A 25,159-nucleotide genomic window follows, 5' to 3' on the forward strand; every position below is an offset into this window, starting at 1 on the left:
TTCTGACGGCGAAAAATCCCCTTGAGCGACGATCAAAACACCGTTCCCCCTGACGCTCCGGGCGGGGATATCGCCCCCATCAATATCGAGGACGAGCTCCGGCGCTCCTATCTCGACTATGCGATGAGCGTGATCGTCAGCCGCGCCCTGCCGGACGCGCGCGACGGTCTCAAGCCCGTGCACCGGCGCGTGCTGTTCTCGATGCACGAGCAGGGCCAGACGCCCGACCGGCCGTACGTCAAGTCGGCCCGCGTGGTCGGTGACGTGATGGGTAAGTACCACCCGCACGGCGACGCCTCGATCTATTTCACCCTCGTGCGGATGACCCAGTCGTTCTCGATGGGTCTTGTCCTGATCGACGGTCAGGGCAATTTCGGCTCGGTCGACGGCGATATGCCCGCCGCCATGCGCTACACCGAATGCCGCATGGCCCCGCCGGCCATGTCGCTGCTGGCCGACCTCGATAAGGACACGGTCGACTTCCAGGACAATTACGACGGCAAGGAGCAGGAACCGACCGTCCTGCCGTCGCGGATACCCAACCTCCTGGTCAACGGCGCGGGCGGCATCGCCGTCGGCATGGCCACCAACATCCCGCCGCACAATCTGGGCGAGGTGATCGACGCCTGCCTGCTCTATATCGACGAGCCGGACTGCACGACCGACCAACTGCTGGACCTGGTGCCCGGCCCCGACTTCCCGACCGGCGGCGAGATCATCGGCCGCTCGGGCCCGCGCCAGGCGTTGCTGACGGGCCGCGGCTCGGTGGTCATGCGCGGCGTCGCCAGCGTCGAGGAGCTTCGCGCCGGCCGCGAGGCGATCATCATCACCGAGATCCCGTATCAGGTGAACAAGGCCACGCTGGTCGAGCACATCGCCGAACTGGTCCGCGAGAAGAAGATCGAGGGCGTCGCCGACATCCGCGACGAAAGCAACCGCGACGGCATGCGCATCGTGGTCGAGCTGAAGCGCGACGCCTCGGGCGACGTGATCCTGAACCAGCTCTATCGCTTCACGGCGCTGCAGACCTCGTTCGGGGTCAACATGCTGGCCCTGAACCGAGGCCGGCCCGAGCAGATGGGCCTGCACCAGCTGATCCAGCTGTTCGTCGAGTTCCGCGAGGAAGTCGTCGTCCGCCGGACCAAGTTCGAGCTCGGCAAGGCGCGCGACCGGGGGCACGTGCTGGTCGGTCTGACCATCGCCGTCGCCAATATCGACGAGTTCATCCACATCATCCGCTCGTCCAAGGATCCGACCGAGGCGCGCGAGCGCCTGGTGGCGAGGGCCTGGCCGGCCGGCGACATGCTGCCGCTGGTCGAGCTGATCGCCGACCCGCGCACCATCCAGGAAGACGGCGGCTTCATCCGCCTGACCGACGAGCAGGCCCGCGCCATCCTGGCCCTGACCCTGTCGCGCCTGACGGGCCTGGGCCGCGAGGAGATCGGCAACGAGGCCGCCGCCCTGGCCGACGCCATTCGCGGCTATCTCGACCTCTTATCCGACCGCGCCAACATCATGGCCGTGGTCCGCGAGGAGCTGGTCGAGGTCAAGGAACGCTTCGCCATCCCGCGCCGCAGCCAGATCGTCGACGGCGACGCCGACGTCGAGGACGAGGACCTGATCGTCCGCGAGGACATGGTGATCACCGTCACCATGGGCGGCTACGTCAAGCGCACGCCGCTGGCCAACTACCGCACCCAGCACCGGGGCGGCAAAGGCAAGTCGGGCATGGCCACCAAGAGCGAGGACGCGGTCACCCGCGTGTTCTCGGCCTCGACCCACGCGCCGCTGCTGTTCTTCACCTCGGGCGGCAAGGTCTACAAGATGAAGGTGTGGCGCCTGCCGCTGGGCGTCGCCAATTCGCGCGGCAAGGCCTTCGTCAACCTGCTGCCGATCGAGCCGGGCGAGACGATCACCTCGATCCTGACCCTGCCGGAGGACGAGGCCACCTGGGGCGCGCTGGACGTGATGTTCGCCACCCGCTCGGGCAGCGTGCGCCGCAACAAGCTCAGCGACTTCGTCGACGTGCGCCGCAACGGCAAGATCGCCATGAAGCTTGATGAGGGCGACGGTATCATCGGCGTGGCGACCTGCAGCGGCGATCAGGACGTGCTGCTGACCACGGCGGCCGGCCGCTGCATCCGCTTCTCGGTCGACGAGGTGCGGGTGTTCGCCAGCCGCGACTCGACCGGCGTGCGCGGCGTGAAGCTGGCCGATGGCGACGAGGTCATCTCGATGGCCGTGCTGCGCAGCGTCGACGCCACGCCCGCCGAGCGCGCCGCCTATCTGAAGCACCAGCGCGCCATGCTGCGCGCCGCCGACGGCGAGGAGGGCGAAGAGGTCTCGACCGCCGCCGCCGACGAGGGCGAGGACGAGGTCGGCGAGGCCTCGCTGACGCCCGAGCGCATCGCCGAACTGGGCGCGGCCGAGGAAATCCTGCTGACCGTGTCGTCCGAGGGCTTCGGCAAGCGCACCAGCGCCTACGACTTCCGCCGCACCGGCCGGGGCGGCCAGGGCCTGGCGGCGCAGGATCTCAGCAAGCGCGGCGGCCGTCTGGTGGGCTCGTTCCCGGTCGAGGAAAGCGACCAGATCCTGCTGGTCACCGACGCCGGTCAGCTGATCCGCGTGCCGGTTTCGCAAATTCGTGTTGCGGCGCGGAATACTCAGGGCGTAACCATTTTCCGCACCGCGCAAGACGAGCATGTCGTCAGCGTCGAGCGCCTCGCCGATTCCGGCGGAGACGACAACCAGGGCGAGGACAGCGGGGCGGACGAGACCCCGTAACCCTCGACCCTCAAGGACAGGGGGCTGCATGCGGGTCGGGCTTTATCCGGGAACCTTCGACCCGGTCACCAACGGCCATCTCGACATCATCGGTCGAGCGGTGAAGCTGGTCGACAAGCTGGTGATCGGCGTGGCGATCAACATCGGCAAGGGGCCGTTGTTCTCGCTGGAAGAGCGGGTCGAGATCCTGGAGCGGGAAACCGCGCACCTGACCAAGATCGCCCAGATCGAGGTGCGGCCGTTCGAGAGCCTCTTGATGCACTTCGCGCGCGACGTGAACGCCCAGATGATCGTGCGGGGCCTGCGGGCCGTGGCCGACTTCGAATACGAGTTCCAGATGACCGCGATGAACCAGCAGCTGGACCGCGAGATCGAGACCGTCTTCCTGATGGCCGATCCGCGCCATCAGGCGATCGCCTCGCGGCTGGTCAAGGAGATCGCCACGCTGGGCGGCGACATCAGCAAGTTCGTGCCGGCGGGCGTCAAGGAGCAACTGCTGGCCAAGGTCGGCCGAGGCTGACGCCGCTGGACAGCGGTTGGGTCGCTTGACGCGCTAACCGCGACACCCGCTCGGTCTAGGCGAGGATGTTGGCCACCAGGCCCGTCTGGCCCTTTCGGTCCGGGGCGTTCTGGACCTGCTGCTTGATCATGTCTTTCAGCTTGTCCTCGACCTGCTTGCGCTTCTCCGGCGGCATCGCCTTGACGTCTTCTTCCTTGAGGCCGAGCTTGGCCAGCATCATCGCCCGCATCTTCTGAGCGGGCGACATGGTCTGGTATTTGAGGAATTCGTCCTTGGCCGACGGCTCGTCGACGGAAGATGTCTTGCCGGCCGTGAGACCCGCATAGAGGCTAACGCCGGCCGTCGAACCGATGGATGAAATGGACATGACGCGCTCCCGAACCGTGGGTTGCGCCGGGGTAGGCAAGAAGCACGCCAAAACGGGAAGTGAAGCTTTACAGGGGCTTGGATCGTCCGGCCGCGAAAAGGCGGGGGCAGGCGGCCGACTTGACCCTGCAGAACTTGCCGCGGTCTTCCTGGCGCGCGCGCCGTGGCCCCGCGCCCCGCGAGCGCCTATATTGCCCGGCATGTTGTAACGACGCGTCGCAGCGGCTACAGGGCGCTGTCGCAAGGAGTCTTAGGTATGGGAAGTCTCGGTCCTATCCACTGGATCATCGTCGCCGTCGTGGTGCTGCTGCTGTTCGGCGGTCGCGGCAAGCTGTCGGGCATCATGGGCGACGCGGCCAAGGGCATTCGGGCGTTCAAGGACGGCCTGAAGGACGACACCAGCAGCGAAGTCGCCGACAACAAGGCCAAGGGCGCCCTGCCGCGCACCGAGGCCGAGACGGAAGAGCTCCGCAAGTCGTAAGTCACGGCGCGCGGGGAGCGGTTCCCCGCGTGCGACGGTCCAACCTCGCGGAGGGCCCCTGGGCCCCGCCGCTCTAAGGCGCGTCCATGCTTCCTGATATCGGCGGCACAGAACTCCTCGTCATCGCCGCCGTCGCCCTGATCGTGGTCGGTCCCAAGGACTTGCCGGTCCTGCTGCGCAAGCTTGGCCAGTTCGTCGGCAAGATGCGCGGCATGGCCTCGGAATTCCGCGCCAGCTTCGACGAGATGGCCCGCCAGTCCGAGCTGGACGAGCTGCGCCGCGAGGTCGAAGCCATGCGCGCCGGCCAGTTCGCTCACCCGCTTCAGCCGACGGTCGAGGCGGCCTCCAGCAACCATGTCGACCAGGTCTTCACTGACATCGACGCGTCGCTGTCCAGCGGCGCGACCCAGATGCATCCCTATGCCGGCGGCGAGGTCCACAACACGATCCTGCCGCCCGAGCCCGCGCCGACGCCCGCCGTCGAGATCGTCGAAAAGCCCAAGCGCGCGCCGCGCAAGAAGGCCGCGAGCGAGACCGCCGGGGTCGAGGCGGCCAAGGCGCCGCGCAAGACCTCGGCCAAGAAGGACATCACCGTCGAGGCCCCCAAGGCCGTGCGCGCGCCGCGTAAGCGCGCCGCCAAGGCCGGCGGCTCGACCGCCTCGGATATCGTCTCGTGAGCAAGGCCATCGGATACGACCCCGAGGAGGAGATCGAAGCCTCCCGCGCGCCGCTGCTGGATCACCTGATCGAGCTGCGCATGCGCCTGATCGTCTGCGTCGGCGCCATCGCCGTGGCGTTCGGGATCTGCTTCGCCTTCATCAAGCCGATCTTCCTGTTCCTGGTGCGGCCGTTCACCGTGGCCGAGGGGCTGAAGGCGGTGCAGGACGCGGGCGGCCATCACGGCTCGTTCGACCTCGTTTTGGCCCTGACCGGCTTCAAGAAGGTGCCCGCGGGCGCGTTGCAGAACATCACCCTGCAGGCCACCGCGCCGCTGGAGCAGTTCTTCACCAACATCAAGCTGTCGGCCTTCGCCGCGATCGTCCTGGCCTTCCCGGTGATCGCCTGGCAGCTCTACCGCTTCGTCGCGCCCGGTCTCTACAAGAAGGAGCGCAACGCGTTCCTGCCGTTCCTGATCGCCTCGCCGGTGCTGTTCCTGCTGGGCGCGTCGCTGGTCTATTACGTGATGCTGCCGTTCGTGCTGTGGTTCTCGCTGAGCCAGCAGATCGTCGGAGATGGGGTCAAGGTCGTCCTGCAGACACGGGTCTCGGAATATCTGACGCTCGTCACGACCTTGCTCCTGGCCTTCGGCCTCAGCTTCCAGCTGCCCGTGGTGCTGTCCCTCGCCGGCCTGGCGGGCCTGGTCGATTCCAAGATGCTGCGGGCCGGCCGGCGCTACGCCATCGTCGCGGTCTTCGTGATCGCCGCCATCGTCACCCCGCCCGACCCGATCAGCCAGATCACCCTCGCGGTGCCGCTGTGCCTGCTCTACGAGGTCTCGATCTGGTGCGTGTGGCTGATCGAACGCCGGCGCAAGAAGGAAGACGAGGAAGCCGGCCGGGACATCGTGTCGGTGTAGGAAATACCCTTCCCCCTTGATGGGGGAAGGGTAGGGATGGGGGTGAACGCTGAGCTGGCCTAGGCGTCCGGCGTCCACCGCCATGCTCACCCCACCCCTGCCTCCGCCCATCAAGGGGAGGGGAACACGAAAAAGGCCCCGCGACGGGAGTCGCGGGGCTTTTCGTTTTCGGTCGGGAGACGTGGGAGAGCTGTTAGGCGGCGGCGCCGTTGCGCGCGGTCAGCTGGGCCTTGGCGGCGCGGACGGTGTCGGCGACGCAGGCCTGATAGCTGATGGCGCTGAAGTTCGGCTGGGCGCGGCAGACCGTCGTGGCCGCGGTGCGGATTTCGCTGTGGATCTGGTCCAGCGTCTTGCCCTTCAGCGAGATGCGGACGACCGAGACGGTCTCGGCCTTCAGCGCCTTGCCGGCGTCGCGGGCGCGCAGGATCATCGCCAGCTGGCGGTGAGCGCTCATCAGCGCGGTGTCGACGCAGTCCTGAGCGGCGACCTTGGCGCCGGCGGCGCAGACGCTGTCGGCGGCGGCCTTGATCTCGTTTTCGATCTGGACCGAGGTCTTGCCCGTGATCGAGACGCGGACTTCTTCGGTAGTCTTGGCGCCGGCCGGAGCGGCGACGACGGCGGCGAGGGTCAGGGCGGCGAAAGCGGCGAACGTCTTCATGATCGGATCAAATCCCTTGAATGATCGAAAGGGCCGGGGGAGGAGGGCCGTGGGGCGGAGAAAACGCGTACTGAAAAACGAGGCGCGCTTATCCGCGCCGGGGATTAAGTCCCGATGACAAAGCGCGGATAATTTCCGTTAACAGGGGGATTGTTCGTGCCGCGGGCCGGGAAAACGCGGAATCCCTCGCCGTCTGGCCTGCGACATGCGGTCGCACGTTCCCGAAAATCGGTGTTTGGCGCAATGTCGCGCAAGGGGCGAGGGCGCGGTCGCGGATCACGAAGCCGTTGAGCGGCGGCCTCGTCGCCCGGAACGCTTGGCGCCCCCGCCGACGCGCCTTAGAGAGGGCGTTTCTCCATCGCCTCTCTCCCGAGCTTGCGTTCGATGCACGACATCAAGGCCATTCGCGACAATCCCGAAGCCTTCGACCGCCACTGGTCGGCCAAGGGCCGGTCGGGCGCGGCCGCCGAGGCCGTCAAGCTCGACGCCCAGCTACGCGCGGCCCAGACGGCGTTGCAGGAAGCCCAGGCCAAGCGCAACGAAAGCTCCAAGCTGATCGGCATGGCCAAGGCCAAGAAGGACGAGGCCGAGGCCCAGCGCCTGATGGCCGAGGTCGAGGCGCTGAAGGGCGTCATGGCGACGGCCTCGGAAGAACAGGACCTGGTCGGCGGCAAGCTGAAGGACCTCTTGGCCAGCCTGCCCAATATCCCCGCGCCGGAGGTTCCCCAGGGCGAGGACGAGCACGGCAATGTCGAGCAGCGCCGCTGGGGCGACGCCCAGGCCCTGCCGGCCGGCAAGCTGAACAAGCCCAAGGACCACGTCGACCTCGGCGCGGCCCTCGGCGGCATGGACTTCGAAGCCGCCGCCCGCATGAGCGGCGCGCGCTTCGTGGTGCTCAAGAAGGAGATCGCCCGCCTGGAGCGCGCGATCGGCCAGTTCATGCTGGACCTGCAGACGGTCGAGCATGGCTACACGGAGGTCAGCCCACCGCTGCTGGTGCGCGATGAGGCGCTCTACGGGACGGGACAGCTTCCGAAGTTCGCCGAGGACCTGTTTCACACCGACGACGACCGTTGGCTGATCCCCACGGCCGAAGTATCCCTGACCAACATCGTCCGCGAGCAGCTCGTCGCCGAGGAAGAGCTGCCGATGCGCCTGACGGCCCTGACGCCGTCGTTCCGGGCCGAGGCCGGCTCGGCGGGGCGCGACACGCGCGGCATGATCCGCCAGCACCAGTTCTACAAGGTCGAGCTGGTCTCGATCACCACCCCCGACCAGTCCGAGGCCGAGCACCAGCGCATGGTCGAGTGCGCGGAAGCCGTGCTGAAGAAGCTGGAGCTGCCGTTCCGCACCATGCTGCTGTGCACCGGCGACATGGGCTTTGGCGCGAGGAAGACCTATGACCTCGAGGTCTGGCTGCCGTCGCAGGACATGTACCGCGAGATCAGCTCGTGCTCGAACTGCGGCGACTTCCAGGCCCGCCGCATGGACGCCCGCTACCGCAAGGCCGGCGAGAAGGGCGGCCACTTCGTCCACACCCTGAACGGCTCGGGCCTGGCCGTCGGCCGCACCCTGGTGGCGGTGCTCGAGAACTATCAGGACGAGGGCGGCCGCATCCACATCCCGGCGGCGCTGCGGCCTTACATGGGCGGGCTGACGCACATCGGGGGCGAGGGGTGAGGCGCGTTCAGAAGCATTCCTTCCCCCTTGATGGGGGAAGGGTAGGGATGGGGGTGTCTCGGCCTCTCAGCCTCTCCGTGGCTGGCGGGCTGACGCCGCTGATCGTCGGCGGCCGCCTCACCCCCACCCAACCCTCCCCCATCGAGGGGGAGGGCTAGAGCGATGCGCATCCTCCTCACCAACGACGACGGCATCCACGCCCCCGGCCTCGCGAGCCTGGAGCGGATCGCCCGCGCCCTGACCGACGATGTCTGGATCTGCGCGCCGGAGTACGAGCAGTCCGGCGCCAGCCGCGCCCTGACCCTGTCCGACCCGATCCGCGTGCGCCGGCTGGAGCCGCGCCGCTTCGCCGTCGAGGGCACGCCGACCGACTGCGTGATGATGGCCGTGCAGCAGCTGATCGACGACGGCAAGTCGCCGGATCTGGTGCTGTCCGGCGTCAATCGCGGCCAGAACCTGGCCGAGGACGTGACCCTGTCGGGCACGGTCGCCGGCGCCATCGAGGGCATGGCCCACGGCATTCCGGCGATCGCCCTGTCCCAGACCTTGAACTTCTTCCACGACGAGGTGGTGGTCCACTGGGAAACCGCCGAGCATTTCGGCCCCGGGATCATCCGGCGGCTGCTGGAGGTGGGCTGGCCCGCCGACGTGGTGATGAACGTCAACTTCCCCGCTTTGCCGCCCGAGGCGATCAAGGCGGTGGAGGTGACCCGTCAGGGCTTCCGCGACGGCCTGCTGCGCAAGATGGAAAAGCGCACCGACCTGCGCGGCCGCGACTATTACTGGATGGGCTTCTCGGCCAAGGCCTCCGAGCCCGCCGAGGGCACCGACCTGCGCGCGGTCTATGACGGCCGCATCTCGGTCACCCCGTTGCACATCGACCTGACGCACCACGAGACCGTCCATAAGCTGAAGGGCGTCCTGGGCGGCGCGCCGCCCGCGCCGAAGGTGGGCGCATGAGCGGTCGGACGACCAAGGCCGCCCAGGAGGCCAAGGCCGACCTGCCGCGCCTGATGCAGGCGCTGCGCGAGCAAGGCGTCACCGATCCCCAGGTGCTGAAGGCGATCGAGACCACGCCGCGCGATCTCTTCACGCCCGATCTGTTCAAGGACCGCTCGTGGGAGGACTCGGCCCTGCCGATCGCCTGCGGCCAGACCATCAGTCAGCCGTTCATCGTCGGCCTGATGACCCAGGCCCTGACGGTCGAGCCGCGCTCGCGGGTGCTGGAGATCGGCACCGGCTCGGGCTATCAGACCACGATCCTCAGCAAGGTCTCCCGCCTCGTCTACACGATCGAGCGCTATCGCACCCTGATGAAGGAGGCCGAGGGCCGCTTTCAGGCCCTGGGCCTGACCAATGTCATCACCAAGTTCGGCGATGGCGGCGAGGGCTGGGCCGAGCAGGCGCCGTTCGACCGCATTATGGTCACGGCGGCGGCGGAAGATGATCCCAAGCGGCTGCTATCGCAGCTGAAGCCCAACGGCGTGCTGGTCGCGCCGGTGGGCAAGGGGCCTGTACAGAGCCTTCGCCGCTATGCCGGCGACGGCAAGGGGGGCTTCCGCGTGGAGATCCTTTGCGACGTGCGCTTCGTGCCGCTGCTGGCCGGGGTGGCGAAGGATCAATGAGTCTGGGGAGCGCGGCGTTTCGCGCTCTCGATGTTAAAGGTTGGTTTACCCTGGCGGAGCCCTGTGGAGGCCCCGACGGGAAAGGAGAGGCTATGAGGCAGTTGTGGACGCGCGCGGCGGTGATCGCCCTGACGGCTGGAACGCTCGGCGCCCATGCCGAGAGCGCGCGGGCGGCGGGCCAGCGCTTCACGCCGAACTTCCCGATCACCCAGCCGCCGGCCCAGCCCGCGACCCCATCGACGGCGCCGGCGTCGGAGACGATTTCGACCGCGCCGAGCGCGCCGGAAACCCTGCCGCGCCCGGTTCCGATCCAGAACGCGCCCCCGGCGATCGCCCAGACCGAGCTTCCGCCGCCCGCGCCCGTCCGCGCCGCGCCGACCGCGCAGACGGCGGTCCGCCCCGCGCCGCCGAAGACCGTCGTCACCACCACCGTCACCGGTCCGCTGGTGAATGTGCCCGGCAAGGCGCAGCTGCACGTCGTCGAGTCGGGCGACGCGCTGGACGCCATCGCGCGCGGCATGGGCTCGACCCGCGCCGAGCTCGTCGAGCTGAACAAGCTCAAGGCCCCGTACCACCTGAAGCTTGGCCAGAAGATCAAGGGCCCGCCCAAGGACGACCAGAAGGCCTATGTCGTCCAGACGGGCGACACGATGTTCGCCATCGCCAAGCGCTTCAACGTCACCGCCGCGGCCCTGGCCGAGGAGAACGGCCTGAAGGCCGGGGCGGCGATCAAGAAGGGCGAGAAGCTGATCCTGCCGGAAGGCTTCAAGGACAAGGGTCCGATCAAGACCACCCAGGTGCTGGCCAGCGCGCCGGGCTCCCAGACTGCCGAAGCCGAACCCGCGCCGACGGCGGCGCCCAGCCGCCCGACCGCCGCGCCCTCGCGCGCGAGCCGTCAGCCCGTCGCCACGAGCGCCGCCGAGCCGGCCGTGACGAGCACCACCACGCTCAGCGTCACCGGCTCGGTGATCACGGTCGACGGTCCGCGCCCGATCCACACCGTGCGCTCGGGCGACACCCTGAGCTCGATCGCCCGCAAGTTCGACGTCAGCGTCGGCGACCTGGCCGACGACAACAACATCAAGGCCACCAAGCCGCTGCGGCCGGGCCAGAAGATCAAGGGGCCGCCCAGCGACCGCAAGGCCTATGTCGCCCAGACCGGCGACAACCTCACCGAGATCGCCAAGCGCTTCAATGTCAGCGTCAAGTCGCTGGCCGCCGAGAACGGCCTGCGCGCCACGGCGGCGATCAAGAAGGGCCAGAAGATCCGCCTGCCGGAGGGCTACAAGGACAAGGGGCCGATCCGTGTCACCACCTCGGTGGCGGCGGCCCGACCGACCGAGACCCAGAACAGCTACGCCAAGGTCGAGACTCCCACGTCGGCGCCGTCTCGCCCGGCCTATACGCCGCCCGCCAACCCGGGCGGCCCCGTGCCCTATGCGCCGAGCGGCAACAGCTATCCCCGTCCGAGCGCGCCGGTCGCCGCCCAGCCCGTCTCGCCCTCGACCGGCTCGCGGCCGATCATCGAGAGCAGCGCCGCGCCGACCGAGGCCGAGATCATCGCCTCGGGCAAGGGCAAGTTCGCCTGGCCGGTTCGGGGCGAGATCATCTCGGACTTCGGGGTGAAGGGCGCGGGCCAGCGCAACGACGGTCTCGACATCCGCGCGCCGCAGGGCGCGCCGGTCCTGTCGTCCGCCGACGGCGAGGTGGCCTATGCCGGCAACCAGGTTCCGATGTTCGGCAATCTCGTGCTCGTCAAGCACGCCGACGGATGGGTGACGGCCTATGCCCACCTGTCCAGCATCAATGTGAAGATGCGCCAGCAGGTGCGGCAGGGCGAGCAGATCGGCGCCGTCGGCTCCACCGGCGGGGCCAACGAGACCAAGCTGCACTTCGAGATGCGCTACGCCCCCACTGTCAAGGACAAGGCCAAGCCGGTCGACCCGGCCCTGGTGCTGCCCAAGTAAGACAGAGGCCCGCTTCGAAAGAGGCGGGCTTTTTTCTCGGCTGATCCCATCCCCGCGTCATCCCGCGCTTCATGCGCGGGACCCATGGGGCGGCTTACACGTGAGGGGATCGTCCGTCGCTTCACATGCGGCGGAAAGATGGGTCCCGCGACCACGTCGCGGGATGACGAGGAAACTAGGCCGGCAGCTTGACCCCCAACTCGCCCGCCAGGTCCCGCACGAACTGCCAGGCGACGCGGCCCGACCGCGCGCCGCGCAGTTGCGACCATTGCAGGGCGCGGCGGTCGAGGTCTGGCGCGGCCAGGCCGAAGCGGTCGGCATAGCCGCGCACGACGGCCAGATAGGTGTCCTGGTCCATCGGCGGGAAGCCGATCCACAGGCCGAAGCGGTCGGAGACGCTCATCTCCTCCTCGGCGTTCTCGGCGGCGGCGATGGCGCCCTGGCGCTCGACATGGTCGCGGGGCATCAGGTGACGGCGGTTGGACGTGGCCACGAACAGCACGTTCTCCGGCGGACCCGAGACGCCACCCTCCAGCGCCGACTTCAGGGCCTTGGCCGCCGCGGCCCCGTCCTCGAACGACAGGTCGTCGCACAGCACCACGAACCGCTCGTCGCGGGCGCGCAGAAGATCGAACAGCGGCGGCAGGGCCGCGACCTCGTCGCGATCGACCTCGATCAGCTTCAGGGCGGGGAAGTCGTCGGCCACGGCGACGAAGGCGGCCTTGGTCAGCGAGCTCTTGCCCGTGCCGCGCACGCCCCACAGCAGCACGTGGTTACAGGGCAGGCCCACCGCGAACCGGCGCAGGTTCTCGACGAAGCGATCCTTCTGCCGCTCGATCCCGACCAGCAGGTCCAGGCCGAGGGGAAAATCGCCGGCCGGGACGAAGGCGCCGCTGGCCGGCTCATGCCGGAACAGGCGCGCGCCGGCGAAGTCCGGGGCGGCGGGCGGGGGCGGGGCCAGGCGCTCGAGGGCGTCGGCGATGCGGGCGAGCAGGGGCGCGTCGGTCATGCCCGCTCCTTACTCCCGCGCGCTCGCATTGCAAAAGGGAAGGCGAACGCATAGCTTCCGCCGACTTGGCGCGACCCTATGTCAGGCGGCGCGCCTAACCGAATTTCTTGGAGAGACCATGCCGACCGGTTCCAACGTGGCGACCCTGATGAACATGCTGCCCATCGTGCTGATGGTCGTGCTGTTCTACTTCATGCTGATCCGCCCGCAGCAGAAGCGTCAGAAGGAGCATCAGGCGATGCTCGCCAACCTGAAGCGCAACGACAGCGTCGTGCTGTCGTCGGGCGTGCTGGGCAAGATCGTCCGCGTCGAGGAAAAGGAAGTCGGCGTCGAGATCGCCCAGGGCGTCACCGTGAAGGTGCTGAAGGGCATGATCACCGAGGTCCGGGCCAAGGGCGACCCGGCCGCCGCCAACGACGCCAAGAGCTAAGGCGCTCAGAACCCTTCGACGGGCGTTCTAGCGACGTCGCCTGAAAGTCACGGATCCAATGCTGACCCTATCCCGCTGGAAGATCATCGCCGTCACGCTGTCGGTGGTCTTCGGCATCCTGTTCTCGCTGCCCAACGTGCTGCCGCAGAAGACGCTGGACGCGCTGCCCGGCTTCCTGCCGCACCAGAAGCTGAACCTTGGTCTCGATCTGCAGGGCGGGTCCTACCTGCTCTATTCGGTCGACACCGAGGCGCTGCACCGCGAGCGCCTGGCCAATCTGACGGAAGACGTGCGCACCCAACTGCGCACCGAGCAGATCCCGTTCGGCGAGTTGTCGCAGCAGGGCGAGATCATCGGCGTCCGCATTGGTGACCCGGCCCGCTACAACGCCGCCTTGAACCTTCTGCGCAAGAACCTCGGCGCGCCGCTGGCCGGCGCGATCGGCGGCAAGGACGTGGCGGTGGACGGCAAGGGCGACAGCCGGATCGAAATCCGCTTCGTCCCCGAGGCTCAGCGCGCGGATTCCGCCAAGGCCGTCGAGCAGTCGATCGAGACGATCCGTCGCCGTATCGACAGCCTGGGCACGAAGGAGCCGTCGATCAACCGCCAGGGCGCCGATCGGATCATGATCCAGGCGCCCGGCGAAAGCGATCCGGGCAAGCTCCGCGCCGTGATCGGCAAGACCGCCAAGCTGACCTTCCAGATGGTCGACGAGACGGTCACGCCCGAAGACATCCAGGCCGGGCGCATCCCGCCGGGCTCGGTGCTGATGAAGAGCGAGGACCAGTACGCGCCTTACTACGTGCTGAAGAAGCGGGCCGTGGTTTCGGGCGAGGAGCTCACCAACGCCAACCAGACCTTCGATCAGAATGGCCGTCCGGCCGTGGGCTTCGCCTTCAATGGCGCGGGGTCGCGCAAGTTCGCCGACGCCACCACGCGTAATGTCGGCAAGAAGTTCGCCATCGTCCTGGACGGCAAGGTGCTGTCGGCGCCGGTGATCAACGGCCCGATCCCCGGCGGCAGCGGCATCATCCAGGGCAACTTCACCGCCGAGAGCGCCAACGAACTGGCCCTGCTGCTGCGCTCGGGCGCGCTGCCCGCGCCGCTGAACGTGGAAGACCAACGCACCGTGACCGCCGAGCTCGGCGCCGACGCCGTGAAGGCGGGCTCCATCTCGCTGGCCATCGGCGCGGCGGCGATGTTCGTGTTCGTGATCCTGGCCTACGGCCTGTTCGGCGGCTTCGCGGCCATCGCCCTGGTGGTCAACGTGCTGCTGATCATCGGCATCATGTCGCTGACCCAGGCGACCCTGACCTTCCCGGGCATCGCCGGCCTGATCCTGACCTTGGCCGTCGCCGTCGACGCCAACGTGCTGATCTACGAGCGGATGCGCGACGAGGCCAATGCCGGCCGCACGCCGATGGCGGCGGCCGACCACGGCTACAAGCTGGCCATGACCTCGATCCTGGACGCCAACATCACCAGCCTGATCTCGGGCATGATCATGTTCGGCTTCGGCTCGGGCCCGGTGAAGGGCTTCGCCTGGACCCTGGTGATCGGCGTGTTCACCTCGCTGTTCACCGCCATCTTCATCACCCAAGTGCTCATCGGCTGGTGGTTCAAGGCCACCAAGCCGAAGAAGCTGCCGATCGCATAGGAGACCCGACCGATGCGTTGGCCCCTTATCCGCTACATCCCGCGTTCCACCCACTTCCGCTTCGTGCGGTGGGCCCCGGTCGCGGCCGTGCTGTCGGCGATCCTGATCGCCGGCTCGATCGGCTCGCTCGTGCTGCAAGGCCTGAACCTCGGCATCGACTTCAAGGGCGGCAACGCTCTGGAAATCGCCATGTCGCGACCCGTGCCGCTCGCGGAACTGCGCGCGGCGATGGACCAGACCGGCGCCCATGACGCCCAGGTCCAGGGCTTCGCCAGCCAGCCCAACTCGGCCATGGTCAAGTTCCTTCCGGCCAAGGGACAGGCGCCCAGCGCCGCCTCGGCCCAGGTCGAGGCGCAGTTGGTCAAGCGCTTCCCGGACCTGAAGGTCACGAGCCGCTCGGAAGTGGGCGCCAAGGTCTCGGGCGAGCTCTTGCTCTCGGGCTTCAAGGCCCTGGGCGTGGCCCTGCTGCTTACCCTGGGCTACATCTGGTTCCGCTTTGGCCTGTCCTACGGCACGGGCGCGGTCGTGGCCGTGATCCACGACATCGTGCTGACGCTGGGCTTGCTGTCGATCGTGCACATCGAGTTCTCGATGACCGAGATCGCGGCCCTGCTGACCGTGATCGGCTATTCGATGAACGAAAAGGTCATCACCTTCGACCGGCTGAAGGAGAACCTGCGCAAGTACAAGACCACGCCGCTGCGCGACATCATCGACCTGTCCGAGAACGAGCGTCTGTCGCGGACGATCATCACCGGCTCGACGGCGCTGCTGGCCCTGGGCGGCACGATGATGTTCGGCGGTCCGGTCCTGTTCCCGCTGGTCTTCACCATGGTGTTCGGGATCATCATCGGCACCTATTCGTCGATCTACATCGCCCTGCCGCTGATCCTGGTCTGGGGCGTCAAGCGCGGCGACGAGGACGCCCAGCCGATCAAGTTCGGCGCGGCCTCGCGGCCCTGATGCGGCAGCCGCCGTCCATCGACGCCTGGGGCGGCGGCGGCTTTCGGGTCGCCGGAGTCTGGCGGCCCGGTTCGCTGCTGATCCTCGACGATCAGCCGCGCGACTGGAGCGTGACGGCGCTCTCGGACCTGTCGCCGGAGGCGTTCGCCGAAGTGTTCGCCGCCGGCGGCGCCGTCGAGTTCGTTCTGCTGGGCGTGGGCCTGGCCAACGCCCTCCCGCCGCGCCCCGTGCGCGACGCCCTCAAGGCGGCCGGCCTTGGCCTGGAATTCATGAGCACCGAGGCGGCCGCTCGGACGTACAACGTCCTGGCCAGCGAAGGCCGGCGGATGGCGGCGGCGCTGATCGCGGTGTGATCCCTCTCCGCCGTCATCCCGCGCTTATGCGCGGGACCCATCGTTCAGCTTTCACGTGAGCGCGTGAACTTTCTCCGCGCTTGCGGCGGACAAATGGGTCCCGCGAACAAGTCGCGGGATGACGGGGTGAGGGCGTCACGGATTCGCGTTCTTCCCCAACTTTGCCCGACTCCGAAAACACCCCTATGGTCCCTCCCAGCAAAAGGGATCCGAGGGGGAAACCGATGTCTGGACTGCTTTCCAACTTCCGCAACACCATGATCGTCAGCGCCATCCTGGCCCTGGTGATCGTCATCGGCTACGGGCACGGCCCCGACGGCCATGGCGCGATCTATTTCCAAGCCGTGTTCCGCTGGCTGCACGTGGTGTTCGGCATCCTATGGATCGGGCTGCTGTATTACTTCAACTTCGTGCAAATCCGGGTGATGCCGCAGATCCCGGCCGAGCTGAAGCCGGCGGTCAGCAAGTATATCGCGCCGGAAGCCCTGTTCTGGTTCCGCTGGGCGGCGCTGGCGACCTGGGTGATGGGCGTGATCCTGGCCTATAGCCGCGGCTATCTGCTCGAAGCGGTCACCCTGGGCCTGGCCGGCGGCTACACCCCGCACGTCGACATGCAGTACACCTTCATCGGCGTCGGCATGTGGCTGGCCACGGTGATGTTCTTCAACGTCTGGGTCTTCATCTGGCCGAACCAGAAGATCGCGCTCGGCATCGTCGAGGCCGACGCGGACGCCAAGGCCAAGGCGGCCAAGACGGCCATGCTGTTCTCGCGCACCAACACGCTGCTCAGCCTGCCGATGCTGGCCACCATGGCGATGAACCAGACCATCTTCGGCTAAACACGGCCGAGAAATGCTGTAAGGGGAGGGCCCGCCGCGATCCGTCGGCGGGCCCTCTTCGTTTTCGAGACCATGGCCGACACCGAAACCCTCGACGACCTCGTCCGCCGCGTCGATCCCGACCGCTGGCTGGCCAGCCGGTTCATCGGCGACGCCAAGGCGCGGGCGGATGTCGTCGCGCTCTACGGCTTGAACTACGAGCTGGCGCGGGTGGCGGGCGGCGTCTCCAGCGCGTTGATGGGCGAGATCCGCATCACCTGGTGGCGAGAGGCGATGGAGGAGATCGCCGCCGGCAAGGCGCCGCGCAAGCATCCCAACGTCGAGGCGCTGGCCGCGTCCGGCTTCGATCCCAACGCCCTGGCGGCGCTGGCCGAGGCGCGGTTCGCGGACCTGGACGAGGGCCCCTTGGGCGACGAGGCGGCGGTCTTGGCCTATGTCGACGCCACGGCCGGCGCGCTGGCGGTTCTGGCCGCGCGGCGGCTGGATCCGTCGACCGACCCCCACGCGGTCAAGGGCGCGGCGCGGGCGTTCGGGCTCGCGGGCCTGTGGCGGCTGCAGCAGGCCGGTCGCGCGCGGCTGCCGGCGGCCTGGGCGCGGGAGGACGTGGCCCGGCGTGTGACCGAGCAGTTGAAGGCCGCGCGGGCCGAGGTGAGGGCGCTGCCGGTGGCGGCCTTTCCGGCGGTGGCCGTGGCGGCGCTGGCGACGGCCTACGTGAGCGGCCGCGAGATGGGCGAGCTGGAGAAGAAGGCGCGGCTGACCTGGGCCGTGGCGACGGGGCGGCTTTAGCTATTTTCACCGCACCTAACGCCGATCTTCCCCGCGAAAGCGGGGATCCAAGCCGCGGTTCAGTCTCATTCGCCTGCACCCTGGCCCGGATCCGCTTGGGTCCCCGCTTTCGCGGGGAAAGGCGGATAGGAGGTTATTTCCCCGGCCGCGTATTCCCCGTCCACTGGTCCAGCCAGTCCAGCACCTCCTTGTGCCATTGGACCGAGTTCTGGGCCTTCAGCACCCAGTGGTTCTCGTTCGGGAAGTAGAGGAGCTTGCTGGGCACGCCCTTGCGCTGCAAAGCGCTGAAGGCGCCCAGGCCCTGTTCCAGCGGGATGCGGTAGTCCAGCTGGCCCTGGATGATCAGGTGCGGCTTGGACCAGGCCGCGACGTGATTGACCGGATTGAAGGTCTCGTAGGTCGTGTTCGGCTGCCAGGGCGTGCCGCCGTTCTCCCACTCGCTGAACCACAGCTCCTCGGTCGAATAGCCCATCATCCGGGTATCGAAGACCCCGTCGTGGGTGACCAGGCACTTCCAGGGCTGGTTCCAGTTGCCGGCGATCCAGTTGATCATGTAGCCGCCGTACGAGGCGCCCAGGGCGCAGGCGCGGTCGGCGTCGAGGAACGGATACTTGGCCAGGGCCGCGGCCCAGCCCTTCTGAAGATCCTCCAGCGGCCGGTCGCCCCAGTGCTGGCTGATCGCGTCGGTGAACTTCTGGCCGTAGCCGGTCGAACCGTGGAAATCGACCATCACCACGGCATAGCCGGCATTGGCGTAGATTTCCGGGTTCCAGCGATACGACCAGCTGTTGGCGAACGAGCTCTGCGGGCCGCCGTGGACGATGAAGGCCACCGGATACTTCTTGGCCGGGTCGAAGTTCGACGGCTTGACCACATAGGCGTGGACCTCCTCGTCGTTCCAGCCCTTGAAGGTGAACTGCTCGGGCTGGCCCCAGGCGACGTCCTTCAGGGCTTCGGCGGAGACGCTGGCGACCTTCACCGCCGGACCCTTGGTCGGCAGGAAGAAGAGCTCCGACGGGCTGGTCAGCGAGTCCGAGGCGTAGACGATGCCCGTGGGGCCGACGTCGAAGGCCGTGACGTGGCCTTCGCCGGTCAGCGCCTTGACCTTGCCGGTCTTGACGTCGAAGGCGAACAGCTTGGACTGGCCCATCTCATAGGCGGTCGCGTAGACGGTCTTGCCGTCGGGGCTCCAGGCGACGGCGTCGGCCGAGCGATCCCAGTCCGGCGCGAGCTCGTGGTCGATCTTCGTGGCGCGGTCGCGGATCATGATCCGGAACCGGTCGGCCTCGAAGCCCGGGCGGGTCATGGCGCGATAGACCGCGAACTTGCCGTCGGGCGAGGGCGCGGGCGCGCTGTCCCAGGCCTTGTTGGCTTCGGTGCGGTTGTCGATCTTACCCGAGCCGTCCAGCTTGGCGTACCAGAAGTCGTAGTTGGTCGACCACGACTCATCCTTGCCCGCGACCTTGGCCGCGAAGGCGACGGCGTCGCCCTCGGGCGTGAACACGAAGTCCTCGTCGCCGCCGAACGGCTTGGTCGGCGAGTCTCCGTCGAAGCCCTTCATCAGGTCGACGGGCTGGCCGGTCGCCACGCCGTTGGCGTCCAGCGTGTAGGCGAACAGGTGATTCTTGGTCCCGTCGTTCCAAGTGTCCCAGTGGCGGACGAACAGGCGGTCGAAGACGACCCCGGTCGCCTTGGTCGCTGTCTTGGCCGCCAGGCGCGCCTCGGTGCAGGCCAGGTCCGCGCAGTCGGGGAAGACGGCCATGCCGACGACGATGGTCTTGCCGTTCGGCGCGACCTTGTAGGCCTGGACGTCGAACGGGGTCGAGGTGATCTGGGTCGCCGCTTCGCCGGCCACGTCGGTCCGGAAGACCTGATCGGTTCCGCCGGCGCGGCCCGAGGTGAAATAGATGGACTTGCCGTCGGCGCTCCAGCGGCCGTTGCTGGCGCCGCCGTCCGAGATCTTCAGCCGGCGCGGCGCGATCTTGGCCTTCAGATCGGCGATCCACAGCGACATCGAGGCCTTGTTGGCCGGATAGTCCACGGTCCGAACGCTGTAGAGCACGTAGCGGCCGTCGGGCGACACGCGCGGGTCCGACAGGCGATCCAGGCTGGCCATGTCCTTGGCGGTGAAGACGTGGGGCTTCGGAGCCTGGGCGTGGGCCGAGCCCACAAGCGCGGCGGCGATGGCGACGGCCGAGGCGGCGAGACGCAAGCTGTTGGTCATGAAACCCAAGTTCCCGGAAACGGTTATGCCTTTTGGCGGCGGAGCCTAGCCCCGCTTCGCCCCCTCCGCTAGGGGCGCGGCCCCGTGATTCGAGAGCGCGGATCGTCGACCCGCGTTGTGTTTCATCGTCGGTGTTTCTGAAATAAAAGCGAAATAAAGTCAGTTGCTTAGCTGGTAACAATCGGAAACAGGACTTGCGTTGCCGCGGTGGGGCATCCTTTCTACTGCTAGACCGGGGGCGATAAGGGCGGCCGTAGAGCCGTTCGCCAACCATAAGGGTCTCGAGTGTCGGCTTCGGGTTATTTTCAGCACACGGTCGCTGGACCGGTGATCTTCGCGGGGATCGGCCTGCACACGGGCGCGCACGTGCGCGTCGCGGTGCGTCCGGCGGCCCCCGATGCGGGGATCATCTTCGTGCGGACCGATGTCGGCGACCGCGACAACCGGATCCCCGTCTCGCCGGACGCGGTCTGCCAGACCCAGCTGGGCACGGTGATCAATAACGCCGACGACGTTCGCGTCTCGACCATCGAGCACCTGATGGCCGCGCTGGCCGCGCTGTCGATCGACAACTGCGTCGTCGAGCTGGACGGCCCCGAGGTGCCGATCATGGACGGCTCGTCCGAGCCCTTCGTCCAGATCCTGGACCGCGCCGGCCGTCGCCGTCAGGAGGCCGTCCGCCAGTACATCGAGATCCTGTCGCCGATCACGGTGGAGGAGGGCGACAAGCGCGCCAGCCTGCTGCCCGCCGACCGCTTCGAGGTCGCCTTCGAGATCGCCTTCGACAGCAAGGCCATCGGCCGCCAGGCCGTGGACTTGGTCGTCGACGAAGACACGTTCCGCGCCGAGCTTTCCGATTGCCGCACCTTCGGCTTCGTCCGGGACGTCGAGGCCCTGCGGACGATCGGCCTGGCGCGCGGCGGCTCGATGGAAAACGCGGTGGTCATCGACGGCGACCGCGTGCTGAACCCGGAAGGCCTGCGCCGTCCGGACGAATTCGTTCGCCACAAGGCGCTCGACGCCGTCGGCGATCTTTATGTGCTGGGCAAGCCGATGATCGGCCGCTTCGAAGGCGTTCTGGCCGGGCACGGCCTCAATAACGCCGTGGTTCGGGCGTTGCTGGCCCAGCCGCGCGCCTGGCGCCTGCGCGCCCTCGCGCCGGAGCTGGCGCGGGCGGTCTAGAGAGCGTCTCCGGGAGTCGGGGCTCGGCGTTCGCATTTGCGCCTTCGACGGCGTGGTGTAGAAGCCTTGCACGGCGCAGGGGCGCGCGTTTGGTTCGAGGGTGAGAGACTCCGTGCTTCGTAATTTTTCGGGACGTTCGGCCGTCACCATCGCCGCCGTGCTGGTCGCCGTGACCGTGAGCGGCTGCGCCGGCAAGTCCAAGAAGCCGAGTCTGGCCTACGAAGAGCGCCCGGTCGAACTGCTGTATTCCACGGGCGCCGATCGTCTGGACCGCGGCAACTGGAACGAGGCCGTCGACTATTTCCGCGAGGTCGAGCGTCAGCACCCCTATTCGGAATGGTCGCGTCGCTCGATCCTGATGACCGGCTACGCCCACTACATGGGCAACAACTACACCGACGCGATCGGTGACGCCGACCGGTTCATCTCGCTGTATCCCGGCAATCCCTCCGCGCGGTATGCCTTCTATCTGAAGGCCATCTGCTATTTCGAGCAGATCGTCGACGTGAACCGCGACCAGGCCTCGACCGAGCAGGCCCTGGCGGCGCTGCGCGACGTGGTCCAGCGTTACCCGAACACCGAATACGCGACCGACGCGCGCCTGAAGATCGACATGGTCAACGACCAACTGGCCGGCAAGGAAATGGCCATCGGTCGCTACTATCTGAAGAACGGCCAGACCCTAGCCGCCATCGGCCGCTTCAAGACGGTGATCGAGAAGCACCAGACCACTTCGCACACGCCCGAGGCGCTCTATCGCTTGGTCGAGGCCTATCTGACCCTCGGCCTGATGGACGAGGCCAAGCGTAACGGCGCGGTGCTGGGCTACAACTTCCCCGGCGACCGCTGGTACGCCGACGCCTACAAGCTCTTGACCGACAACGGCCTGCGGCCCGCCGTCGAGCCGCTGAAGGCCGGCGCCAAGCGCAACATGCTCGAGCGCATCCTGTCCAAGGACAAGTCGGCGACCCTGGCCCCTCCCGGCGAGAAGAAGTCCAAAAAGGGCGGCGTCGCGGGCATTCTCGGCATGTAGATCGGCGACGGGGTCGTGGCGATCCCGTTTCGTTCCGCCTTTTGACTTTGAAAAAGCGCGATTCCCGGCGATCTTCGTCCCATGCTGATCGGCCTTTCCATCCGTGACGTCGTGCTCATCGAGAGCCTGGACCTCGCCATTGGCGAGGGTCTGACGGCGCTGACCGGCGAGACCGGCGCGGGCAAGTCGATCATTCTGGACGCCCTGGGCCTGGCGACGGGCGCGCGCGCCGACGCGGGTCTCGTGCGGCGCGGGGCCGCCGGACAGGCGTCGGCCACCGCCATCTTCGCTCTGCCGGCCGACCATCCGGCCTTCGCCTATCTGGACGAGAAGGGCCTGGCCTACGCCCGCGACGAGGACCTGGTGCTGCGCCGCCAGCTGTCGGCCGACGGCCGCTCCAGGGCCTTCGTCAACGACCAGGCCACCAGCGTCGGCGTGCTCAAGGACTTGGGCGCGCTTTTGCTGGAGGTCCATGGCCAGCACGAGACCGTCGGCCTGCTGGATCCCAAGACCCACCGGGGGCTGCTGGACACGTTCGGCGGGGTCGGCGTCGGGGCGGTGGCCTCGGCCTGGAGCGCCTGGCGCGCGGCGCGCGAGAAGGCGGAAGGCTTGCGCGACCTCGCCGGCCGGGCCGCGGCCGAGACCGAGGAACTGACCCTTCGCCTCTCCGAACTCGACCGGCTCGACCCGCGCGAGGGCGAGGAGGCGGCGCTGGCCGACGAGCGCGCGCTGCTCAGCGCGGCCGAGAAGGCCATGACCGACATCGCCGCCGCGCAGGACGCCCTGGCCGGCGACAATTTCTCGGGCCGGCTGGCCCAGGCCTATCGGGCGTTGGAGCGGGCGCGGGAGCGGGCCCTTCAGGCTGGCGCGCCGCCGGAGGGCGCGGCCATGACCCGGCTGACGGCGGCCTGCGAAGCCGTCGATCGCGCCATCGCGGAGGCGCACGAGGCCAGCGCCGCCATTGACGCGGTCGCCGAGAGCTTCGAGTTCGAGCCCGACCGCCTGGAGAAGGCCGAGGAGCGCCTCTTCGCCCTGCGCGGCATGGCCCGTAAGCTGAACGCCCTCGTCGAGGACCTGCCGGCCAAGCGCGCCGAGTTCGCCGCGCGGCTGCAGGCGATCGAAACGTCGGAGGACGCCCTGCGCGCGGCGGAGAAAGAGGCCGCCGAGGCGCGCGAGGCCTATCTATTCGCCGCCGAGGCGCTTTCGGCCGAACGCCGCGCCGCCGGCGACGCCCTGGCCAAGGCCGTCGAGAGCGAGCTTGCCCCGTTGAAGCTGGAAAAGGCCAGGTTCCGCGTGGCGGTCGAAGCGCTCCCCGACGATCGCGCGGGCCCCACGGGCCTCGACCGCGTGGCCTTCGAGATCTCGACCAATCCCGGCGCGCCGTTCGGCCCCATGGAGGCCATCGCCTCTGGCGGCGAGCTGGCGCGTTTCGCCCTGGCGCTGAAGGCGGCCCTGGCGGCCCGTGGCGGCGGTCCGCAGCCGCTGATGATCTTCGACGAGGTGGATCAGGGGGTGGGCGGCGCCGTGGCCGACGCGGTGGGCCTGCGGCTCAAGCGCCTGGCGGCGAACGCCCAGGTGCTGGTGGTCACCCACTCGGCGCAGGTCGCCGCGCGCGGCGACGCCCACTGGCGGATCTCCAAGTCCGGCGACGACACCGCCACCCGCACGAAGGTGGAGCCGCTCACCCCCGCTCAGCGCGAGGAGGAGATCGCCCGCATGCTGGCCGGCGCCGAGGTCACCGAGGCGGCGCGCGCGGCGGCGCGGGCGTTGATGGGCTGAACGTTTCTCCGACTATCCACGCGAAGGCGTGGACACAAGCTGGATCAGACGCCATTGCCCAACCGCGCCGCGACCGGCGACGCCGCTTGGGTCCCCGCTTTCGCGGGGAAGATCGGTTGTTGGTAAGACCCCTTCACCCACCGCTGCAACGGCGCGTCGACATGGCGCTCGAACAACCAGGCGACGACGACCGTCGCCAGGATCGCCAGGGCCCATAGCGTCCAGATCGCGGCCGGGGGCAGGGCGACCTTATGCTCGACGACCCGGACGAGGCCGAACCAGACGATCGCCGTCAGGGTGTTGGTCAGGAACAGCGAGAACGAGATCCGGCCCGCCGCGCCGGCCCAGCGCCAGGCCTTGGGCGGCGACGCGCCCGCCGCGTGGATCAGGAACGCCAGCAGGGCGAGGCTTAGATAGTCGAAATTCCCGAGGGCCTGGATGGCGACCACCAGAGCCAGCGTGGCGACGGCCAGCGGCACGGCTTGCCGGCGGGTCAGGTCCGTGATTGGCGCGCGGGCGACGAGCAGGCCGACCAGGAACAGCGGGACGCCTCGGATCAGGCCGTCGCGCAGCGGCAACTGATAGCCGTGCGCGCCGAACGCCAGGAGCGCGCCATAGTCGAACGCGACATACAGCCCCGCGCCGAACGCCAGGGCCAGCCAAGGCTGGCGGCTCGCGCCGATCCGCCGCCAGACGACCGGGAAAAGCGCGTAGGCGACGACCAGGGCCGACAGCGTCCAGGTCGGCATATTCCAGCCCGAGGTTCCGGGCGCGAACCACGCCTGGACCAGGAAGATCTGGGCCGGCAGCTGGCTCCACTGGAACCATTGCGGGTTCTGCGGCGCGAGCCCGACGGCGCTGGTCAGCAGGAAGAAGACCACGAACAGGGCCAGCATCACCAGGTGCGGCGGCCAGATCCGCTGGACGCGGCGCTTCAGGAACTCCAGCGTGTCGATCTTGCCGCTCAGCACGCGCGGGCCATAGGTTCGCGCCAGCACATAGCCGGACAGCATCAGAAAGAAGTCGGTGGCCAGATAGCCGCGCCCGAACGCCGGCGACAGGCTGAACAGCGACACCGGCGCGCGCTCGGCCACGTGATAGAGCACGATGAACAGCGCCGCCAGGAAGCGCAGCGCGTCCAGCGGCCCGTCGCGCGTCAGCGCGGGCGTCTCGATGGTTGTGCCGGCTTTGGACATGACGGGCTCCTTCGAAGCCCCCGTCGCAAGCCGCGCGCCACGTTGCTAACG

Annotated in this window: 23 protein-coding genes; 18 read left to right on the forward strand and 5 right to left on the reverse strand. The window is 68.3% G+C overall.

The features are described from left to right. Positions 1-21: 21 nt before the first annotated feature. The gene (gene gyrA / locus Q0V34_RS04230; protein ID WP_297508190.1) at positions 22-2,784 is read left to right on the forward strand and encodes a DNA gyrase subunit A; all 2,763 of its coding nucleotides are present in this window, start codon (positions 22-24) and stop codon (positions 2,782-2,784) included. A 28-nt stretch (positions 2,785-2,812) separates the two neighbouring features. Further along, positions 2,813-3,304, forward strand: coding sequence for a pantetheine-phosphate adenylyltransferase (coaD, locus tag Q0V34_RS04235; RefSeq protein ID WP_297508193.1), 492 nt, complete (start codon positions 2,813-2,815; stop codon positions 3,302-3,304). 55 nt (positions 3,305-3,359) lie between these two features. On the opposite strand, the gene Q0V34_RS04240 is transcribed toward coaD, so the two are convergent. Next, on the reverse strand, positions 3,360-3,671 hold the full coding sequence (locus Q0V34_RS04240) for a hypothetical protein (RefSeq protein ID WP_297508196.1): 312 nt from the start codon (positions 3,669-3,671) through the stop codon (positions 3,360-3,362). A 255-nt stretch (positions 3,672-3,926) separates the two neighbouring features. Here Q0V34_RS04240 and tatA point away from each other — a divergent pair, with 255 nt between their 5' ends. From tatA to tatC, 3 genes are all read left to right on the forward strand, one after another. After that, the gene (gene tatA / locus Q0V34_RS04245) at positions 3,927-4,151 is read left to right on the forward strand and encodes a twin-arginine translocase TatA/TatE family subunit (RefSeq protein ID WP_297508198.1); all 225 of its coding nucleotides are present in this window, start codon (positions 3,927-3,929) and stop codon (positions 4,149-4,151) included. A gap of 86 nt (positions 4,152-4,237) precedes the next feature. Continuing rightward, positions 4,238-4,828 (forward strand): Sec-independent protein translocase protein TatB, encoded by a 591-nt coding sequence (gene tatB / locus Q0V34_RS04250; protein WP_297508201.1) that lies wholly within the window; start codon positions 4,238-4,240, stop codon positions 4,826-4,828. Next, positions 4,825-5,727 carry a twin-arginine translocase subunit TatC gene (gene tatC, locus Q0V34_RS04255; RefSeq protein ID WP_297508204.1) on the forward strand — a complete coding sequence of 301 codons (903 nt, stop codon included), beginning with the start codon at positions 4,825-4,827 and terminating at the stop codon, positions 5,725-5,727. Before tatB ends, tatC begins: the two co-directional genes overlap by 4 nt. Positions 5,728-5,920: 193 nt before the next feature. On the opposite strand, the gene Q0V34_RS04260 is transcribed toward tatC, so the two are convergent. Then, complete coding sequence (locus Q0V34_RS04260; RefSeq protein ID WP_297508207.1) at positions 5,921-6,385, reverse strand: hypothetical protein; 465 nt, start codon at positions 6,383-6,385, stop codon at positions 5,921-5,923. A gap of 384 nt (positions 6,386-6,769) precedes the next feature. On the opposite strand from Q0V34_RS04260, the gene serS reads away from it, so the two are divergent. The 4 genes from serS (at position 6,770) to Q0V34_RS04280 (ending at position 11,657) form a co-directional block, all read left to right on the forward strand. After that, the gene (gene serS, locus Q0V34_RS04265; protein ID WP_297508210.1) at positions 6,770-8,065 is read left to right on the forward strand and encodes a serine--tRNA ligase; all 1,296 of its coding nucleotides are present in this window, start codon (positions 6,770-6,772) and stop codon (positions 8,063-8,065) included. Between the two features lie 162 nt (positions 8,066-8,227). Next, positions 8,228-9,025, forward strand: coding sequence for a 5'/3'-nucleotidase SurE (gene surE, locus Q0V34_RS04270; RefSeq protein WP_297508213.1), 798 nt, complete (start codon positions 8,228-8,230; stop codon positions 9,023-9,025). Next, positions 9,022-9,690, forward strand: coding sequence for a protein-L-isoaspartate(D-aspartate) O-methyltransferase (locus tag Q0V34_RS04275; RefSeq protein WP_297508216.1), 669 nt, complete (start codon positions 9,022-9,024; stop codon positions 9,688-9,690). The genes surE and Q0V34_RS04275 overlap by 4 nt, the downstream gene beginning before the upstream one ends. A 92-nt stretch (positions 9,691-9,782) precedes the next feature. Then, entirely contained in the window at positions 9,783-11,657 is a 1,875-nt protein-coding gene (locus Q0V34_RS04280; protein ID WP_297508219.1) for a LysM peptidoglycan-binding domain-containing protein, read from the forward strand. A 175-nt stretch (positions 11,658-11,832) separates the two neighbouring features. Here Q0V34_RS04280 and Q0V34_RS04285 read toward each other — a convergent pair whose 3' ends face one another. Then, positions 11,833-12,666, reverse strand: a complete 834-nt coding sequence (locus Q0V34_RS04285) for an ATP-binding protein (RefSeq protein ID WP_297508222.1) — start codon at positions 12,664-12,666, stop codon at positions 11,833-11,835. A 118-nt stretch (positions 12,667-12,784) separates the two neighbouring features. Here Q0V34_RS04285 and yajC point away from each other — a divergent pair, with 118 nt between their 5' ends. The 6 genes from yajC (at position 12,785) to Q0V34_RS04315 (ending at position 17,694) form a co-directional block, all read left to right on the forward strand. Beyond that, entirely contained in the window at positions 12,785-13,096 is a 312-nt protein-coding gene (yajC, locus tag Q0V34_RS04290) for a preprotein translocase subunit YajC (RefSeq protein WP_297508225.1), read from the forward strand. A 58-nt stretch (positions 13,097-13,154) separates the two neighbouring features. Next, positions 13,155-14,753 (forward strand): protein translocase subunit SecD, encoded by a 1,599-nt coding sequence (gene secD, locus Q0V34_RS04295; RefSeq protein ID WP_297508228.1) that lies wholly within the window; start codon positions 13,155-13,157, stop codon positions 14,751-14,753. Positions 14,754-14,765: 12 nt separating this feature from the next. Then, positions 14,766-15,716 (forward strand): protein translocase subunit SecF, encoded by a 951-nt coding sequence (gene secF / locus Q0V34_RS04300; RefSeq protein ID WP_297508231.1) that lies wholly within the window; start codon positions 14,766-14,768, stop codon positions 15,714-15,716. Beyond that, positions 15,716-16,069, forward strand: a complete 354-nt coding sequence (locus Q0V34_RS04305) for an MTH938/NDUFAF3 family protein (protein WP_297508234.1) — start codon at positions 15,716-15,718, stop codon at positions 16,067-16,069. The genes secF and Q0V34_RS04305 overlap by 1 nt, the downstream gene beginning before the upstream one ends. A 224-nt stretch (positions 16,070-16,293) precedes the next feature. Next, the gene (locus tag Q0V34_RS04310; RefSeq protein WP_297508237.1) at positions 16,294-16,908 is read left to right on the forward strand and encodes a urate hydroxylase PuuD; all 615 of its coding nucleotides are present in this window, start codon (positions 16,294-16,296) and stop codon (positions 16,906-16,908) included. A 72-nt stretch (positions 16,909-16,980) separates the two neighbouring features. Further along, positions 16,981-17,694, forward strand: coding sequence for a squalene/phytoene synthase family protein (locus Q0V34_RS04315; RefSeq protein WP_297508241.1), 714 nt, complete (start codon positions 16,981-16,983; stop codon positions 17,692-17,694). Between the two features lie 133 nt (positions 17,695-17,827). Here the strand turns inward: Q0V34_RS04315 and Q0V34_RS04320 are convergent, their stop codons facing one another. Further along, on the reverse strand, positions 17,828-19,918 hold the full coding sequence (locus tag Q0V34_RS04320; RefSeq protein ID WP_297508244.1) for a S9 family peptidase: 2,091 nt from the start codon (positions 19,916-19,918) through the stop codon (positions 17,828-17,830). A 285-nt stretch (positions 19,919-20,203) separates the two neighbouring features. Here Q0V34_RS04320 and lpxC point away from each other — a divergent pair, with 285 nt between their 5' ends. The 3 genes from lpxC (at position 20,204) to recN (ending at position 23,912) form a co-directional block, all read left to right on the forward strand. Then, complete coding sequence (gene lpxC, locus Q0V34_RS04325) at positions 20,204-21,100, forward strand: UDP-3-O-acyl-N-acetylglucosamine deacetylase (RefSeq protein WP_297508248.1); 897 nt, start codon at positions 20,204-20,206, stop codon at positions 21,098-21,100. A 100-nt stretch (positions 21,101-21,200) separates the two neighbouring features. Continuing rightward, entirely contained in the window at positions 21,201-22,133 is a 933-nt protein-coding gene (locus Q0V34_RS04330; protein ID WP_297508251.1) for an outer membrane protein assembly factor BamD, read from the forward strand. Positions 22,134-22,214: 81 nt separating this feature from the next. Beyond that, positions 22,215-23,912 (forward strand): DNA repair protein RecN, encoded by a 1,698-nt coding sequence (gene recN / locus Q0V34_RS04335; RefSeq protein ID WP_297508253.1) that lies wholly within the window; start codon positions 22,215-22,217, stop codon positions 23,910-23,912. A gap of 44 nt (positions 23,913-23,956) precedes the next feature. On the opposite strand, the gene Q0V34_RS04340 is transcribed toward recN, so the two are convergent. Further along, positions 23,957-25,108 carry an acyltransferase gene (locus Q0V34_RS04340; RefSeq protein WP_297508256.1) on the reverse strand — a complete coding sequence of 384 codons (1,152 nt, stop codon included), beginning with the start codon at positions 25,106-25,108 and terminating at the stop codon, positions 23,957-23,959. Positions 25,109-25,159 lie beyond the last annotated feature (51 nt).

The organism is uncultured Caulobacter sp. (assembly GCF_947036865.1).
In the GTDB taxonomy this organism is placed as follows: domain Bacteria; phylum Pseudomonadota; class Alphaproteobacteria; order Caulobacterales; family Caulobacteraceae; genus Caulobacter.

Coding starts and splice junctions, on each gene's coding strand:
- coaD (WP_297508193.1), top strand. CDS start 2,813: ATGCGGGTCGGGCTTTATCCGGGAACCTTCGACCCGGTCACCAACGGC.
- Q0V34_RS04240 (WP_297508196.1), bottom strand. CDS start 3,671: ATGTCCATTTCATCCATCGGTTCGACGGCCGGCGTTAGCCTCTATGCG.
- tatA (WP_297508198.1), top strand. CDS start 3,927: ATGGGAAGTCTCGGTCCTATCCACTGGATCATCGTCGCCGTCGTGGTG.
- tatB (WP_297508201.1), top strand. CDS start 4,238: ATGCTTCCTGATATCGGCGGCACAGAACTCCTCGTCATCGCCGCCGTC.
- Q0V34_RS04260 (WP_297508207.1), bottom strand. CDS start 6,385: ATGAAGACGTTCGCCGCTTTCGCCGCCCTGACCCTCGCCGCCGTCGTC.
- serS (WP_297508210.1), top strand. CDS start 6,770: ATGCACGACATCAAGGCCATTCGCGACAATCCCGAAGCCTTCGACCGC.
- surE (WP_297508213.1), top strand. CDS start 8,228: ATGCGCATCCTCCTCACCAACGACGACGGCATCCACGCCCCCGGCCTC.
- Q0V34_RS04275 (WP_297508216.1), top strand. CDS start 9,022: ATGAGCGGTCGGACGACCAAGGCCGCCCAGGAGGCCAAGGCCGACCTG.
- Q0V34_RS04280 (WP_297508219.1), top strand. CDS start 9,783: ATGAGGCAGTTGTGGACGCGCGCGGCGGTGATCGCCCTGACGGCTGGA.
- Q0V34_RS04285 (WP_297508222.1), bottom strand. CDS start 12,666: ATGACCGACGCGCCCCTGCTCGCCCGCATCGCCGACGCCCTCGAGCGC.
- yajC (WP_297508225.1), top strand. CDS start 12,785: ATGCCGACCGGTTCCAACGTGGCGACCCTGATGAACATGCTGCCCATC.
- secD (WP_297508228.1), top strand. CDS start 13,155: ATGCTGACCCTATCCCGCTGGAAGATCATCGCCGTCACGCTGTCGGTG.
- secF (WP_297508231.1), top strand. CDS start 14,766: ATGCGTTGGCCCCTTATCCGCTACATCCCGCGTTCCACCCACTTCCGC.
- Q0V34_RS04305 (WP_297508234.1), top strand. CDS start 15,716: ATGCGGCAGCCGCCGTCCATCGACGCCTGGGGCGGCGGCGGCTTTCGG.
- Q0V34_RS04310 (WP_297508237.1), top strand. CDS start 16,294: ATGTCTGGACTGCTTTCCAACTTCCGCAACACCATGATCGTCAGCGCC.
- Q0V34_RS04315 (WP_297508241.1), top strand. CDS start 16,981: ATGGCCGACACCGAAACCCTCGACGACCTCGTCCGCCGCGTCGATCCC.
- Q0V34_RS04320 (WP_297508244.1), bottom strand. CDS start 19,918: ATGACCAACAGCTTGCGTCTCGCCGCCTCGGCCGTCGCCATCGCCGCC.
- recN (WP_297508253.1), top strand. CDS start 22,215: ATGCTGATCGGCCTTTCCATCCGTGACGTCGTGCTCATCGAGAGCCTG.
- Q0V34_RS04340 (WP_297508256.1), bottom strand. CDS start 25,108: ATGTCCAAAGCCGGCACAACCATCGAGACGCCCGCGCTGACGCGCGAC.